The 14,977-nt window shown below is 72.2% G+C and carries 16 protein-coding genes; 9 read left to right on the forward strand and 7 right to left on the reverse strand.

The window, feature by feature from the left end; genetic code table 11:
- Positions 1-52: 52 nt before the first annotated feature.
- Entirely contained in the window at positions 53-589 is a 537-nt protein-coding gene (locus tag ABEA15_RS20945; RefSeq protein ID WP_345558476.1) for a CGNR zinc finger domain-containing protein, read from the reverse strand.
- 114 nt (positions 590-703) lie between these two features.
- Between ABEA15_RS20945 and ABEA15_RS20950 the strand changes: the two genes are divergently transcribed.
- The gene (locus ABEA15_RS20950; protein ID WP_425579427.1) at positions 704-1,561 is read left to right on the forward strand and encodes an alpha/beta fold hydrolase; all 858 of its coding nucleotides are present in this window, start codon (positions 704-706) and stop codon (positions 1,559-1,561) included.
- An 81-nt stretch (positions 1,562-1,642) separates the two neighbouring features.
- Here the strand turns inward: ABEA15_RS20950 and ABEA15_RS20955 are convergent, their stop codons facing one another.
- Positions 1,643-2,035, reverse strand: coding sequence for a winged helix-turn-helix transcriptional regulator (locus ABEA15_RS20955; protein ID WP_345558453.1), 393 nt, complete (start codon positions 2,033-2,035; stop codon positions 1,643-1,645).
- 105 nt (positions 2,036-2,140) lie between these two features.
- Here ABEA15_RS20955 and ABEA15_RS20960 point away from each other — a divergent pair, with 105 nt between their 5' ends.
- A complete protein-coding gene (locus tag ABEA15_RS20960; protein WP_345558455.1) occupies positions 2,141-2,503 on the forward strand; it encodes a DoxX family protein in 363 nt (120 codons plus the stop codon).
- A gap of 159 nt (positions 2,504-2,662) precedes the next feature.
- Here ABEA15_RS20960 and ABEA15_RS20965 read toward each other — a convergent pair whose 3' ends face one another.
- The 3 genes from ABEA15_RS20965 to pdhA are packed head-to-tail and all read right to left on the reverse strand — an operon-like array spanning position 2,663 to position 6,270.
- Positions 2,663-4,153 (reverse strand): dihydrolipoamide acetyltransferase family protein, encoded by a 1,491-nt coding sequence (locus ABEA15_RS20965; protein ID WP_345558457.1) that lies wholly within the window; start codon positions 4,151-4,153, stop codon positions 2,663-2,665.
- A gap of 18 nt (positions 4,154-4,171) precedes the next feature.
- Positions 4,172-5,152, reverse strand: coding sequence for an alpha-ketoacid dehydrogenase subunit beta (locus ABEA15_RS20970; RefSeq protein ID WP_344148914.1), 981 nt, complete (start codon positions 5,150-5,152; stop codon positions 4,172-4,174).
- A 2-nt stretch (positions 5,153-5,154) separates the two neighbouring features.
- Entirely contained in the window at positions 5,155-6,270 is a 1,116-nt protein-coding gene (gene pdhA / locus ABEA15_RS20975; RefSeq protein ID WP_344148917.1) for a pyruvate dehydrogenase (acetyl-transferring) E1 component subunit alpha, read from the reverse strand.
- Positions 6,271-6,719: 449 nt separating this feature from the next.
- Between pdhA and ABEA15_RS20980 the strand changes: the two genes are divergently transcribed.
- Positions 6,720-7,259 carry a hypothetical protein gene (locus ABEA15_RS20980; protein ID WP_345558459.1) on the forward strand — a complete coding sequence of 180 codons (540 nt, stop codon included), beginning with the start codon at positions 6,720-6,722 and terminating at the stop codon, positions 7,257-7,259.
- A gap of 218 nt (positions 7,260-7,477) precedes the next feature.
- Here ABEA15_RS20980 and ABEA15_RS20985 read toward each other — a convergent pair whose 3' ends face one another.
- Positions 7,478-8,080, reverse strand: coding sequence for a sigma-70 family RNA polymerase sigma factor (locus ABEA15_RS20985; RefSeq protein ID WP_344148923.1), 603 nt, complete (start codon positions 8,078-8,080; stop codon positions 7,478-7,480).
- 468 nt (positions 8,081-8,548) lie between these two features.
- Here ABEA15_RS20985 and purS point away from each other — a divergent pair, with 468 nt between their 5' ends.
- The 5 genes from purS to purL all read left to right on the forward strand — a co-directional run bounded on the left by purS (position 8,549) and on the right by purL (position 13,220).
- Positions 8,549-8,791 (forward strand): phosphoribosylformylglycinamidine synthase subunit PurS, encoded by a 243-nt coding sequence (gene purS / locus ABEA15_RS20990; protein WP_344148959.1) that lies wholly within the window; start codon positions 8,549-8,551, stop codon positions 8,789-8,791.
- Between the two features lie 207 nt (positions 8,792-8,998).
- Entirely contained in the window at positions 8,999-9,451 is a 453-nt protein-coding gene (locus ABEA15_RS20995; RefSeq protein ID WP_344148926.1) for an ATP-binding protein, read from the forward strand.
- A gap of 103 nt (positions 9,452-9,554) precedes the next feature.
- Positions 9,555-10,262, forward strand: a complete 708-nt coding sequence (gene purQ / locus ABEA15_RS21000; protein WP_344148929.1) for a phosphoribosylformylglycinamidine synthase subunit PurQ — start codon at positions 9,555-9,557, stop codon at positions 10,260-10,262.
- Between the two features lie 31 nt (positions 10,263-10,293).
- On the forward strand, positions 10,294-10,824 hold the full coding sequence (locus tag ABEA15_RS21005) for a hypothetical protein (RefSeq protein ID WP_345558462.1): 531 nt from the start codon (positions 10,294-10,296) through the stop codon (positions 10,822-10,824).
- 98 nt (positions 10,825-10,922) lie between these two features.
- Complete coding sequence (gene purL / locus ABEA15_RS21010; protein ID WP_345558464.1) at positions 10,923-13,220, forward strand: phosphoribosylformylglycinamidine synthase subunit PurL; 2,298 nt, start codon at positions 10,923-10,925, stop codon at positions 13,218-13,220.
- A 58-nt stretch (positions 13,221-13,278) separates the two neighbouring features.
- On the opposite strand, the gene ABEA15_RS21015 is transcribed toward purL, so the two are convergent.
- Complete coding sequence (locus ABEA15_RS21015) at positions 13,279-13,488, reverse strand: hypothetical protein (protein WP_344148938.1); 210 nt, start codon at positions 13,486-13,488, stop codon at positions 13,279-13,281.
- 282 nt (positions 13,489-13,770) lie between these two features.
- On the opposite strand from ABEA15_RS21015, the gene ABEA15_RS21020 reads away from it, so the two are divergent.
- On the forward strand, positions 13,771-14,877 hold the full coding sequence (locus ABEA15_RS21020; protein WP_344148941.1) for a baeRF2 domain-containing protein: 1,107 nt from the start codon (positions 13,771-13,773) through the stop codon (positions 14,875-14,877).
- The last annotated feature ends 100 nt before the right edge of the window (positions 14,878-14,977 follow it).

Here is a 14,977-nt window from a genome sequence, read left to right on the forward strand (position 1 = left end):
GCCCTGCGTGTGTCGAACAGGCCTTCCCCCGACCCGTGCCGCGGCCCGCGGTTCATCCGGGCTCGCCCTGCCGATCACCCGGTCCGGCCGGGACACGGCTTCGACTGCGTTCGTAGTGCCGTCGGGCCTTCATGCGGTTGCCGCAGGTCGCCATCGAGCACCAGCGGGCCCTGTTGGCCTTGCTTTGGTCCAGGAGGAACAGCCGGCACTCGTCGTTGCCGCACGGGCGCAGGCGCCCCGGCAGGTTCTCGTCTACCCGGGCCCAGGCCAACACCACGCGCGCCGGCAGGCGCATGTCGGGTTCGGTGACGAGCTCCCAGCTCAGGCCGGCCTCGCTGAGCCGGGGACGCTGATGGACGCCCTCAAGCGCCTCGGCAAGCACCGTCACGGGCGCTCGACCCAGCACCACATCGGTCAGGTGCTCTCGGAGATGCCGTAGCCGTCGAAGCTCGGCCGTCGACCCGGTGCCGCCGCGCGCCTGGGACCACCTTCGGGCGCATCCGTCGTCGGAGAGTTCGTCGTTTTCGACGCCGTCCCGTATCGGCCTGGTGTTGAGGAGCGCGAGCAGCAGCTCACCGTCCTCGACCATCACCACCCACCAATCTAACCAGTAACAACTCATTGACAAGGTTAGCACGGCGGCCTACAGTCGCCTTCGTCGAGTTAACCTGTTAAATCTTGCAATGGGGTTAGAGTGAACGTGGTGCACCACCGAACGGCGACCGTCGACGGCCATCGGGTCTTCTACCGGGAGGCCGGACCGGACCAGGCGCCGACCGTGCTGCTGCTGCACGGCTATCCGACCAGCTCACACATGTTCCGCGAGCTCATCCCGGCACTGGCCGACCGCTATCACGTCATCGCCCCGGACCATCTCGGATTCGGCCAGTCGGACACACCGCCGGTCGACGAGTTCGAGTACAGCTTCGACGCGCTGGCCTCCATCACCGAGGGCCTGCTGGACGCGCTGGATGTGGAGAGGTTCGCGATCTACGTGCAGGACTACGGTGCGCCCATCGGCTGGCGGCTCGCCCTGGCCCGGCCCGAGCGGGTCACCGCGATCATCAGCCAGAACGGCAACGCCTACGAAGCCGGCTTCGTGGAGTCGTTCTGGGCACCGATCTGGGCGTATGCGGCCGATCCCGGCCCGGGCAACGAGACCGCCCTGCGCGGCGCCCTCGGCCTGGAGGCGATCCGCTGGCAGTACCTGCACGGCGTTTCCGACCCCAGCCTCGTCAGCCCCGATACCTGGACCCACGACCACGCTCTGATCCAGCGCCCCGGCAACGACGCGATCCAACTGCGCCTGTTCCGCGACTACGCCACCAACGTCGCCCTCTATCCGCGCGTGCACGAGTACTTCCGCGAGAGCCGAGTGCCGCTGCTGGCCGTGTGGGGGGCCAACGACGGGATTTTCGGTCCCGACGGCGCCCGCGCGTTTCGCGACGACCTTCCCGACGCCGAGATCCACCTTCTCGACGCGGGGCACTTCGCACTCGAATCCGATCTCGACACGGTCGCGGCCCGCGTCCGCGACTTCCTCGGCCGGGCCGTCGCATAGCCGCCGCCCGCCCCAGCACGCACGGGACCACGACCACAGCGGCGGCGGTCCGCTGCGGACCGACCGGCCGCCGCCGCAGTGCTAGCGGTCCGGCTCCGGCGGACGGTGCTCGTCGTAGGACCGCCGGCTCCGGTCGATGTCGGGGTTGTGCTCCACCGCCCACTCGGCGAGCCGCACTGCGGGGTCGATCAGGGTGCGGCCGACGTCGGTGAGCTCGTACTCGACGCGGGGCGGCACCTCGGGGTACGCGGTCCGCGAGACGAGCCCGTCGCGTTCGAGGTGCCGCAGGGTCAGCGACAGCATCCGCTGCGAGACACCGGGGATGCGCTGCTGCAGCTCGCCGAACCGCATGCGCTGCTCGTGGAGCGTCGCAACCACCAGGAGGGTCCACTTGTTGGCGATCCGGTCCAGGATTCCGCGGATCGCACGGCCCCCGTCGCCCCGGATCAGGCAGGTCCTCTCGTACCGCGACATGGACACGCTCCTGTCAGTTACGCACACGGTTGTGCCTTTTGTACCGATCCCGATAGTCACCCATGATGAGCATGCTTACAAGCCGTAACCATCGGAAGGGCCGTCATGGAGTTCGCCTACTGGATCGTCGCCGCGCTTCTGGGAGTCTTCTATCTCTACGCAGGCGGAAAGAAGGCGGTACAGAGCCGGGAGCGGCTGGAGCCGATGATGGGCTGGGTCGACACGATCCCGATGTGGCTGGTCCGCTGCATCGGCGCCGTGGAGGTGCTCGGCGTCGCCGGTCTGCTCCTGCCCCCGCTGACCGGCATCGCGCCCTTCCTGGCGGTGGCGGCGGCTGCCGGGTTCGCCGTCCTCCAGGTGCTGGCGACCGGTCTGCACCTCGTGCGCGGCGAGGTGCGCGAGACCGGGCTCAACGCCGCGCTCATCGCGCTGGCGGTCGTCGCGGCGTGGCTGGCCACGGTCTGGTGAGCGGGACACCTCGCGGAGCGCTCCGCGCGCAGCGAAAGGCGATCGCGGCGCGGCCGGAGCACTCTGAGTGAGCCGCCGCAGGTCTGCGCCCCGCGGCCGGACGTGCGGCGGGGCGGGAGGGTGCGCCCTCCCGCCCCGCTCAGCTCGCGCCTTCGCGCGTCAGCCCCAGATCAGCGCCGTGGTCTTGGGGTCTTCCAGCATCGCGCCGACGTCCCGCAGAACCTTCGAGCCCAGTTCGCCGTCCACAAGCCTGTGGTCGAAGGACAGCGACAGGGTCGTCACCTTGCGGACCGCCAGCTCCCCGCCGTGGACCCACGGCATGTCGCGGATCTGGCCGAACGCCAGGATGGCGGCCTCGCCCGGGTTGATGATCGGCGTTCCCGCGTCGACACCGAACACCCCCACGTTCGTGATGGTGATCGTGCCGCCGCCGAGGTCGGCCGGGGTGGCCTCGCCCGCGCGGGCGGTCTCGGCGAGGGTCTGCAGCTCCCGCGCCAGCTCCGGCAGCGGCTTGGTGTGGGCGTCCTTGATGTTGGGCACCACCAGCCCCCGGTCCGTGGCCGCCGCGATCCCCAGGTTCACGTAGTGCTTGCGCACGATCTCCTGGGTCTCGTCGTCCCAGGAGGCGTTCACCTCGGGGTGCCGCCGCACGGCCGTGAGCAGCGCCCGCGCCACAAGCAGCAGGGGCGAGACCTTGAGACCCGCGAACTCGGGGCGCTCACGCAGCTGCGCGACGGTCTCGATCGCCTCGGTGACGTCCACCTGCAGGAACTCGGTCACGTGCGGCGCACTGAACGCGCTGCGGACCATGGCCGCCGCGGTGTGCTTGCGCACGCCCTTGACCGGGATGCGCTCCTCGCGCGCCCCGGACCCGGCGGCCGGCGCGGCGGCGGCCTGCGGGCCGGCCTCTTGCTCGGGCGCCTCGGGCCGGACGGCGGGTGCCGCGGCTCCGGTGGGCACGTCCGCGCCGCGGCGGACGTCCTCGCGGGTGACGACGCCGCCCGGTCCGGTGGGGGTGACCGACCCGAGGTCGACGCCGAGGTCCTTGGCGAGCTTGCGCACCGGGGGCTTGGCCAGCGCGCGCACCTGTGCTCCGCCGCCCGCGGAGCCTCCCCCGGTTCCCGGCGCCGCCCTGTCGGCCTGCTGGACCTGCTCGGTGCGCGCGCCGGCCGCGCCCGCCCGGCCGTTCCGCTCGCCCGCGCCGCCGTTCGGCGCCGTCGGCGGTGCGGCATCGCCGCCCGCCGCCGCCTCCGCCCGCCTGCGGCGCGGGCGGCGCGTGGTCGACGCCGCGCGCTCGCCGTAGCCGACCAGCGGCTTCTCCCGCTCCTCGGCCTGCTCGCCCGCCGCATCAGACGTCCCGGCGGAATCGCCCGCCGAGCCGCCGCCGGTGTCGATCGTGATGATGGGGGTGCCCACGTCGACCGTGCTCTCGGCCTCCACCAGCAGCTCGCGCACCGTGCCCGCGTACGGGCTGGGCAGCTCCACGGCCGCCTTGGCGGTCTCGACCTCGCAGATCATCTGGTTGACCTGCACCTCGTCGCCGGGCTGCACGTACCACTGCAGCAGCTCGGCGTCGACGAGTCCTTCGCCCACGTCCGGCAGCCGGAACTCGCGCACGCCGCCGGCCTGTTCGGTGTTCACCTGGTTCACGTTGTCTCCCGATCCCCTCTAGTACGCGAACGCGCGGTCGACGCCGTCGAGGATCCGGTCCAGGTCGGGCAGATAGTGCTCCTCAAGGCGGGACTGCGGGTAAGGGGTGTCGAAGGCGCCGACGCGGATGACGGGGGCCTCCAGGTGGTAGAAGCAGGACTCGGTGATCCGGGCCGCGATCTCGCCGCCGATGCCGCCGGTGACCGGGGCCTCGTGCGCGATGACCAGCCGGCCGGTGCGGCGCACCGACTCCTCGACGGTCGGGTAGTCCACCGGCGCGAGCGAGCGCAGGTCGACCACCTCGATGGAGTGGTCGGTGTCGGCCGCGGCCGCCTGCAGGGCGGTCTTGACCATGGGCCCGTAGGCCAGCAGGGTCAGGTCGCCGCCCTCCCGCGCCACGCGCGCGGAGCCCATCGGCGCGGCCGAGTCGACGGAGGCGTCGGTGTCGACGTCGGCCTTGTCGTAGTAGCGCCGCTTTGGCTCGAAGAACACCACGGGGTCGGGGGAGGAGACCGCCTGCTGGATCATCCAGTAGGCGTCGACGGCGTTGGCGACCGTGACCACGCGCAGGCCCGCCGTGTGGGCGAAATAGGCCTCGGGCGACTCGCTGTGGTGCTCGACCGCGCCGATGCCGCCGCCGTAGGGGATGCGCAGCACGACGGGCACGTTCAGCGCGCCGGCCGAGCGGCGGCGCAGCTTCGCGAGCTGGGTGAAGGTCTGGTTGGTGGCCGGGAAGAAGAAGCCGTCGAACTGGATCTCGCAGACCGGGCGGTAACCGCGCAGGGCCAGGCCGATGGCGGTGCCGACGATGCCGGACTCGGCCAGGGGGGTGTCGATGACCCGGTCGGCGCCGAAGTCCTTGTGCAGCTGGTCGGTCACGCGGAACACGCCGCCCAGGCGGCCCACGTCCTCGCCCATGACCAGGACCTTGGGGTCGGACTCCATCGCGCGGCGCAGGCCGGCGTTGATCGCCTTTCCGATCGTGAGGTTGACGCTCATGGTCACCGCCCTCCCTCGGCGCCGGCGTCCTCGAACGACGCCAGATAGTCGGCGAACTCGGCCCGCTGCAGGTCGAGCTGGGTGTTGGGCTCGGCGTAGACCTCGTGGAAGATGTCCAGCGGGTCGGGGTCGGGCAGGGACCGGCACTCCGCGCGCAGGCGCTCGCCCAGCCGGTCGGCCTCGTCCTCGACGCCGGTGAAGAACTCGTCGCCGGCGATGCCCGCGGACGCCATGTGGGTGCGCAGCCGCAGGATGGGGTCCTTGGCCTTCCACTCCTCCAGCTCGGCGGCCACGCGGTAGCGCGTCGGGTCGTCGTTGGTGGTGTGGGCGCCCATGCGGTAGGTGAACGCCTCGATCAGCATCGGGCCCTGGCCTTCGCGGGCCTGCTGCATGGCCTTGCGGGTGACCGCCAGGGAGGCGAGCACGTCGTTGCCGTCGATGCGCACGCCGGGGAATCCGAACCCCGCGGCGCGGCGGTAGATCGGGACGCGCGTCTGGCGGTCCGACGGCTCGGAGATGGCCCACTGGTTGTTCTGGCAGAAGAACACGACCGGGGCGTTGTTGACGGCGGCGAAGTTGAACGCCTCGCTGGTGTCGCCCTGGCTGGTGGCTCCGTCGCCGAAGTAGACGATGACGGCCGTTCCGTCCTCGCCGGTGGCGCCGTCGCGCTGGACGCCCATCGCGTAGCCGGTGGCGTGCAGGGTCTGGCTGCCGATGACGATCGTGTACAGCTGGAGGCCGTGCTGCTCGGGCGTCCAGCCTCCGTTCGTCACACCGCGGTACAGCCCCAGCAGCTCCTTGGGCGCGACCCCGCGCACCCACGCGACGCCGTGTTCGCGGTAAGAGGGGAAGGCCATGTCCTGCGGCCGCAGTGCGCGGGCCGAGCCGACCTGGGCGGCCTCCTGGCCCAGCAGCGAGGCCCACAGGCCCAGTTCGCCCTGGCGCTGGAGCGCGACGGCCTCGGTGTCGACGCGGCGCACCAGGACGAGGTCGCGGTAGAGTCCGCGGATCTCCTCGGCGCTGATCTGCAGCGGGTAGTCGGGGTGGTCGCGCAGCTCTCCCTCGGGGGTCAAGAGCTGGACGAGCTCGGGTTCTCCGTGCGCGGTGTTGTCCGACACCAGTCGCTCCTTGGGGTTCTCGGGGCCGGTTTCGCGGGGTACCACTACGTCGGCCGGATCTCTGCCGCTTACCCGGGGTAACGGGTTCCAGCGGACAGCCCTACCGACATCGTGACAGAACTCACCGCTGGCCGCGCAAGGGCCCAGCGCCGACTTTCATCCGCCGCTCCATGATGACCGAGAAGCCGCAAAGCGCAACTACCAGGCCTTCCTACCAAAAGCAAGGTTGTCCGAAGATCCCGGCGGGCCGCCGGGAGGGCGCGGCCGGGGTGCCGCCCGGGTCCCCGTCCGGTCACACACGGTGACGGCGGCAGATCCGGAGGGCGACCGGGTGCCGACCGGCCCGGGCGCGCACACGTCCGCGGAACACCGCGCTGGCCGTCCCGGCGGGCGCGCGCTCGGTCCGCTCCCGCCGCCGGGCCCGGGCAGGGGGCGGCTAACATCCCGTCATGCCCGAGGACCGCAATCCCTACCGGTTCGGCTTCTCCTTCATGGAGCGCTGGACCCGGTGGCTCAAGGCCGCCATCTGGATCTCGTTGGCGACCGCCCTGGCGCTCGGAGCGATCGGACTGGTCGCCGGCGGGACCATGGACGGCCGCGTGCCCGCGGAGAGCCCGTGGTGGACCGCGGTGTGGGCGGTGCTCGGCGCCGCCGCCGCCGTGCTGGCTTTGGGAATCCTCGTGCCGCTGCTCGCCGCCTTCGTCCTGGGCGGGCTCGCGATCCACCGCTACGGCTGGATTCCGGGCCTGGCCGCCTTCGCCGGGATCCTCGGGACGGCCGTCGGCTTCGGCCTGGACGACTACCTCGGCGACCGCGGCGCGACCGTCGGGCTGGCGGGCATCGCCGTGCTGGTGGCGGGCGTGCTCGGTTTCTTCCTCGTCGGCTGCCTGGCCAAGGTGCCGATGTGGATCGGGACAGGCGGGGCCCGGCTCTCGCTGACCAGAGGCGGGGCGGAGGGCGAGCGGCCGTCCCGCGGCGGGCGCCGCTGACCCGGTCGGGCGGCGGCGCTTCGGTAGACCGCTCAGCGGATGGTCGGATGGGTTACAGCCGATGGGAGTCCGGTTACGGAACGTGGTCCGCGGGTCGCGCCTTCCGCCGGGGGCGGCGCCGCGGATGCGGATCCGGCCGACGGGGCGGGGCCGCGTGCGGGGCAGCGGTTGCCTGGGCCGACGAGGGACGCGGCCGTGCCGGCCGGTGTGCGGCCGGGTCAGGCCGCGGCGCGGACGCCGCGCTCCCGGGCGTAGTCGCCCAGGTGCTCGCGAAGCTGGCGGCGTGCGCGGTGCAGACGGGACATCACGGTGCCCAAGGGCGTGTCCATGCGGGCCGCGACCTCCTTGTAGGTGAAGCCCTCGACGTCGATGAGGTAGACGACGAGCCGGAAGTCCTCGGGCAGCGCGGCAAGCGCGTGCCGGATGGCGGAGTCGGGCAGGCGCTCCAGCACCTCCGACTCGGCCGAGCGCGATCCCGTGGAGGCGTGGGTGTCGGCGGCGGCGAGCTGCCAGTCCTTGATCTCGTCGGTGGAGTCCTGGCGGGGCTCCCGCTGCTTCTTGCGGTAGCCGTTGATGAACGTGTTGGTCAGGATGCGGTACAGCCACGCGCGCAGGTTGGTGCCCGCCTTGAACTGGTGAAAGTTCGCGAAGGCCTTCGCGAAGGTCTCCTGCACCAGGTCCTCCGCGTCGGCGGAGTTGCGGGTCATGCGCAGCGCCGTGGGGTAAAGCTGATCGGCGTACGGGGTGACGGCGGTGGCGAAGTCGAGCTCCTCGTTGGGCTGGTCGGCTCCGCTCCTACGCTCCAGTTCGATGGTCGTCAAATCTCCCCCTATGGGACGACCGGCCTTGTTACTGCTTTGTTAGACGCACGCGAGCCTCTCGGGTGATGCCTGCGGACCGGGTGATACTGGTCACGGAAACGGCCGAACGGCATCCGCAACCGGTCAACGTAAGGTAAAGGCCGCAGCGCGTCACGCCGGGTGCGGCTTCCCTGCGAGTCCGCTCCCCGCCCTCCGTCGCGAGCGGCCCCGTGGGCGGGAACGCGGCGGGCGGCCTTGTCGTCCGGGACGAAGGCGGCGGGCGGGAACGGACCCCGCCGCGGTGCGCCTGCTGTGAAGGCGGGGTCGGTAGGTGGGCGCTTCCACCTCCTTCCAGCGTAGACGCCGCCGGAGCGGCCCGCACGGCGGTTCTTCGTGCCGTACGCTTTCTGCTGCCACCGCCCCGCTAACCGCGGAAGCGGTCTCATCGACATCTTCGAACTCGCCGCCGACCGATCAGTGGAGGACCCCGTGGCCCGCGTCGTGGTTGACGTCATGCTCAAGCCCGAGATCCTGGACCCCCAGGGCCAGGCCATCGTCGGCGCCAGCGACCGGCTCGGCTTCTCCGGCGTCCGGGAGGTCCGGCAGGGCAAGCGCTTCGAGGTGGAAATCGACGGCGAGGCCGGCGAGGCCGAACTCGCCGAGGTGCGGCGCATGGCCGAGACCCTGCTCGCCAATCCCGTTATCGAGGACTTCTCGCTGCGCGTGGAATAGGGCGCGCCAATCCCACTGTGTTATAGGACACGTCCAGTCGGCGCGCCGGTGGTGACCCGAATTCTCCGGAGCCCACTGCCCAGGATTGCTCGCCGAGTGGAATCGCCACGTCACCTGCCGCATCCGGCCAACTCGCGTCCATGTCCGTTTCGCGGCCCCCGCCCCGGGAAGGTTCCACAATGTGCCTACCGGTCGTGAGGGCTTGCGATGGAAGTGAATTTCTCGATTGCGCTTCCCCGACAGGCGTACACCGTTGCCGTGATGCGGGACTTCCTCGGTGAGGCGCTGCGCACCACCGGTGTTTGCGCCGACTGCCGATTCCCCATTCTCCTCGCCTCCTCCGAGGCCTGCGCCAACGCCGTCGACCACGGTGCGCCCTCGTCGGGCTACCGGGTCGCGGTGCGGATCCGCACCGACATGTGCGTGGTTGAGGTGGCCCACACCGGGCCCGGATTCAATCCGGCCCGGGTGCCCCTGCCAGACCTCGAAGCCGAGTCGGGCAGGGGCATTCTTATGATGCGCCATGTCATGGAGGACGTCTCCGTCGACGCCGATCCCGACGGAACCACGCGGGTCCGGATGCGCAAGCGGTTCAGCGAGTGCCGGCCGGGGCCGCCCGAGCCCGGCGAGTGGAGCCGGCTGGAGCCTGTCCTGCGCTGAACCGCGGGCCGAGGCCAGCAGGTAACCTCGGGGACGGAAGCGCCGGTAGCCGCCCGGCCGAACACGGCGCCCGGCTCCACCGACCGAACCCCGGAGAGTGTCCATGGCAGCCCGTGTGGGCGTCGTCACCTTCCCCGGCTCCCTCGACGACAGGGACGCCGCCCGCGCCGTCCGCCTCGCCGGCGCCGAGCCCGTGTCGCTCTGGCACGACAACTCCGACCTGCGGGGGGTCGACGCCGTCGTCCTGCCCGGCGGCTTCTCCTACGGGGACTACCTGCGCTGCGGCGCCATCGCCCGGTTCGCCCCGGTGATGACCGAACTGGTGCCCGCCGCCCGCGAGGGCTCCCTGCCGGTGCTGGGCATCTGCAACGGGTTCCAGATCCTGTGCGAGAGCCACCTGCTGCCCGGCGCGCTCACCCGCAACCGGTCGCTGCGGTTCATCAACCGCGATCAGCGGGTACGGATCGAGTCCGCCGCCACGGCCTGGACCAACCGCTACACCGAGGGCGAGGAGGTCTGCATCGTCCTCAAGAGCGGCGAGGGCAGCTTCGTCGCCGACGAGGCGACACTGGACGAGCTGGAGCGCTCGGGCCGGGTGGTCGCGCGCTACGTGGGCGAGGCCCCCAACGGCGCCCGGCGCGGCATCGCGGGGATCAGCAACGAGCATGGCAACGTCGTCGGCCTGATGCCCCACCCCGAACACGCCGTGGAGGAGCTGACCGGCGCGTCGACCGACGGACTCGGCTTCTTCACGTCCCTCCTCGCGCACCTGGCCGAGACCGGCCCCGCGGCCGCCGCCGCGACCGGCTGACGACCGCTGACGCGACACCCAGGGGGACGGTATGCGCATCATGAACCGGCTGCGGGCGAGACCGACCATGGTCGTGCTCGTCGCCGTGCTGACCGTGGGTCTGGTCGCCACGGGGGCCATCGGCCTGTTCGACGCCCTCGACAGCGCCGACTCCGGCCAGGCGGGCGGGCAGACCCCGGCCCCGGGCAACGCCGCGTCGCCGGTGGCGGCCCCCGGGATGGACGCGCTCGGCGATGCGCCCAAGGGGGCCGGCTACACCGACTTCGGCGAGCAGTGCCCCGACGTGGAGTGCGTGCGCATCGTCGGCGTCACCCTGAAGGGCGGCGAGCACAAGCAGGACTCCGACAAGGCGAGCGACGCCGCGATCGACAAGGTCTTCAAGCACCTGCTGGACAACGGCTGGGCGCGCGTCCTGCCCAACAACGAGCAGGACCCCGATGAGGTCCCGCTCGGCGAGAGCTACCTCACCGACGGCCAGGTGCTGATCACCGCCACCCCGGTGAACGCGCCCGACGCCAGCGCGGGCCTGATGCTGATGCACGCCCAGGAGCCGGACTCCTGACCGAACCGCCCGCCCCGCCGACGGCCCGCCCCGCCGACGGCCCGCCGCGCCCGATCCGCCGCCGCCCCGCCCAGCACGCCCTGAACGGAAAGCACCGCATGCCCGAACAACCGCAACCGGACACCGTCGCCGCCGCGAAGGCCGCCCCCGAGACCCCTCAGCCCTACGCCGAGCTGGGCGTGGCCGACGACGAGTACGCGCGCATCCGCACCATCCTGGACCGCCGCCCCACCGCCGCCGAGTTGGCGATCTACTCAGTGATGTGGAGCGAGCACTGCTCCTACAAGAGCTCCAAGGTCCACCTGCGCCAGTTCGGCGAGAAGGCGCCGGCCGGCGACGCGCTGCTGGTCGGCATGGGCGAGAACGCCGGCGTGGTCGACGTCGGCGACGGCAACGCGGTCACCTTCAAGATCGAGTCGCACAACCACCCCTCCTACGTCGAGCCGCACCAGGGCGCGGCCACCGGCGTGGGCGGCATCGTCCGCGACATCCTCACCATGGGCGCCCGGCCGGTGGCCGTTATGGACGCGCTGCGCTTCGGCCCGCTGGACGCCCCCGACACCCGCCGCGTCCTGCCCGGCGTGGTCTCGGGCATCTCCTTCTACGGCAACTGCCTGGGCCTGCCCAACATCGGCGGCGAGCTCGGCTTCGGAGCGGGCTACGCGGGCAACCCGCTGGTCAACGCGCTGTGCGTGGGCGTGATGCGCCACGAGGACATCAAGCTCGCCCAGGCTCCGGGCCCCGGGAACAAGGTGGTGCTGTTCGGCGCCACGACCGGCCCCGACGGCATCGGCGGAGCATCGGTGCTGGCCAGCGCCACCTTCGACGACGAGAGCCACGCCAAGCGGCCCAGCGTGCAGGTGGGCGACCCGTTCTTGGAGAAGCTGCTGATCGAGTGCAGCCTGGAGCTGTTCCGCGACGGGCTGGTCGTGGGCATCCAGGACCTCGGGGCGGCGGGCGTCTCGTGCGCCACCACCGAGCTGGCCGCCGGGGGTACCGGCGGCATGCGCATCGAACTGGACCGGGTGCCGCTGCGCGACTCCACGCTCACGCCGGAGGAGATCCTGATGAGCGAGTCGCAGGAGCGCATGATGGCGGTCGTGGAGCCCGCCAGCCTGGACGCGTTCATGGACACCTGCCGCAAGTGGGACATCCAGGCGAGTGTCATCGGCGAGGTCACCGACGTCACGCCCGAGGAGGCCGAGCGCGGCGGCCGCCTGGTGATGACCTGGAACGGCGAGACCGTGGTCGACATGCCGCCGCGCACCGCCTCCGACGAGGGCCCGGTATACGAGCGCCCCTATGCCCGCCCCGCCGAGCAGGACGCGCTGCAGGCCGACATCCCGGAGTCCCTGGAGCGCCCCGGCGACGACGACGAGCTGCGCGAGCAGGTGCTCACCGTGCTGTCGGCGCCGGGCGTGTGCGACCCGTCGTGGGTCACCGAGCAGTACGACAGCTACGTCAGGGGCGACACGGTGCTCTCGGCCCCGCACGACGCCGGCATGATCCGCGTGGGCGACGACGGCACCCGCGGAATCGCGCTGGCCACCGACGGAAACGGCCGCTACACCCGCCTGGACCCCTACGCGGGCACCCAGGCCGCCTTCGCCGAGGCCTACCGCAACGTCGCCGCCTCCGGCGCCCGCCCGCTGGCCGTCACCAACTGCCTGAACTTCGGCTCGCCGGAGGACCCGGGCGTGATGTGGCAGTTCGCCGAGTCCACCCGGGGCCTGGCCGACGCGTGCCTGCGCATGGGGACGCCGGTCACCGGCGGCAACGTCAGCTTCTACAACCAGACCGGCGAGGCCGCCATCAACCCCACGCCGGTCATCGGCGTGCTGGGCGTGATCGACGACGTGCACACGCGGCTGAACACCGCGTTACCGCGGCACGGCTCGGGAGCGCGCATCCTGCTGCTGGGCACCACCGCCGAGGAGGTCGGCGGTTCGGTGTGGGCCGAGGCCGTCCACGGCCACCTCGGCGGGCTGCCTCCGCGGGTGGACCTGGACGCCGAGGAGGCTCTGGCCCGCCTGCTGGCGGAGGCCGCCGACGAGCAGCTGCTCGCGGCGGCCCACGACCTCTCCGACGGCGGGCTGGCCGTGGCGTTGGCGGAGTCGGCGCTGCGCGGCGGGATCGGGTGCTCGGTGCACGTCGACGACGCCTTCACCGCCCTGTTCAGCGAGTCCGGCGCCCGCGCCGTCGTCGTGGCCGATCCCGAGGACGAGGAGGCGTTCACCCGCATGTGCCGCAAGCACGGCGTGCCCGCCGCGGAGATCGGCACGGTCGGCGGCGCGTCGCTGACGTTCACCTACCCCGACGGCGGGTTCAGCATCGACATGGAGACCCTCCGGCAGACGCACCGCGCCCCCCTGCCGCAGGCCCTCGGCGACGACTAGGAGGCGGGTGGGGGTGCGAGGGCCGGGGCGCGGTTCGCCCGGCCCCGGCCCGCGGCGGCTAGCTGTTGCGCCTCTCGTCCTCGGGGAGTTCGGCGTCCGGGTCCATGGCCGCGGGGTCGGTGGCCGACTCGCCCTCGTCGGTGACGACGGGTTCGGGTTCGCGCTCCTCCTCGGCGCGCGTGGGCTTGTTGCCCTTGAGCATGCCCTGGATCTCGCTCTCCAGCTCGTCGTCGAGCTTGGGGCCGTGCTTGTCGCTGCCGCGTTCCATCGGGCACCTCCACAGCCGATCGTCGTGGTTTCCGGTTGATCTTCGCGGCTACCCGCCGCCGCACCCGGGCAAACGGCGCCGAGCGCCCAGGGCGAGCGGCCCACCTGCGCCGACGCCTGGGCACGGACGCAATGAGTGCCCGCCTCGCCGCATGCGTCCGGCGGGCTCGGGCAGTGGCGCAGACAGGGCGCTTCGGCGGACGCCGGCGGCGCCCGCGTTGCACCTTGCAGCACAGCAACGTCGGGAGGTGACGACGGGCCGTCCGGCTGCGGCCCAGCCATCATGGATCTGCGATTTCTGGAACCGCTGTACCGTGCGCCCGGTCCGGTCGCCTCGGTCTACCTGGACACCACGCACACCGCGGAGGACGCGGCGCACCGGATCGGACTGCGCTGGCGCGGGCTCCGCAAGGAGCTGGCGGAGAGCGGCGCCGACGAGGCGACGCTGGAGGCACTCGACTCCGCGGCAGGCGGGATCGACGGCATACCGGGGCCGCAGGGCGAGGCGCTGTTCGCCTCGGGCGGCGAGCTGATCGCCGCGTACACCCTCTCGGGACCGCCTCCGCAGGACCGCGCGGCGCTGATGCCGGTGCCCGAGCCGGTCGAGCTGGTCTGCGACCTCGACGACGGACTGCCCTACGTGGTGGTGGCCGTCGACCGGGAGGGCGCCGACATCTACGCCTACCCCGCCTACGGTGACCTCTCCGAGGAGCGCCACACCAGCGGGGCGACCCTGCACATCAACAAGGTCCCCACCGGCGGCTGGCGGCAGAAGCACCACCAGCGCCACACCGAGGAGGTGTGGTTCGCCAACGCCGCCGAGGTCGCCCACGACGTCGAGGAGGCGGTCAAGGACGTGCAGGCGGCCGCCGTGTTCGTCGGCGGCGACGAGCGCGCTCTGGGCAAGGTGCGCGAGCACCTCAGCCACCGCACGGCCGAGATGCTGATCGAGATCTCGGGCGGCGGCCGGGGCGACCCGGACGCGATCGCCGAGCTGCGCAAGTCGGTGGAGGAAGGGCTGCGCCGGACCGCCGTCGCGCTGCGGTCGGGTCTGATGGAGGACTTCAAGCAGGACCTCGGCCGCGAGGGCCGGGCCGTCCAGGGGATGAGCGCCACGTGTGAGGCGCTGCGTTCGGGCCAGGTGGGCCGCCTGATGATCTCCGGCGACCGCACCGGCGAGCGCAACCTGTGGGCGTCGGCCACCGACCCGCTGGAGGTCTCCGACGACCGCGCCCGCCTCACCGACCCGGCCGAGGCGTTCGAGGCGCCCGCGGGCTCGCTGCTGCTGCGGGCAGCCCAGGCCACGAGCGCGTCGTTCTCCCGGCTTCCGGACCCGGGCGACGCGCAGGACGGCGTGGGGGCGTTCCTGCGCTTCTCCGCGGCGCCCTGAGGTGCGTGGCTGTCGTGCTCCGCGGCGCCGGGGGCACGTGCCGCTGCGCTTCTCCGCGGCGCCCTGAGGTGCGTGGCTGTCGTGCTCCGCGGCGCCGGGG

The sequence above is a fragment of the Streptomonospora halophila genome (assembly GCF_039542725.1).
Taxonomy (GTDB): domain Bacteria; phylum Actinomycetota; class Actinomycetes; order Streptosporangiales; family Streptosporangiaceae; genus Streptomonospora; species Streptomonospora halophila.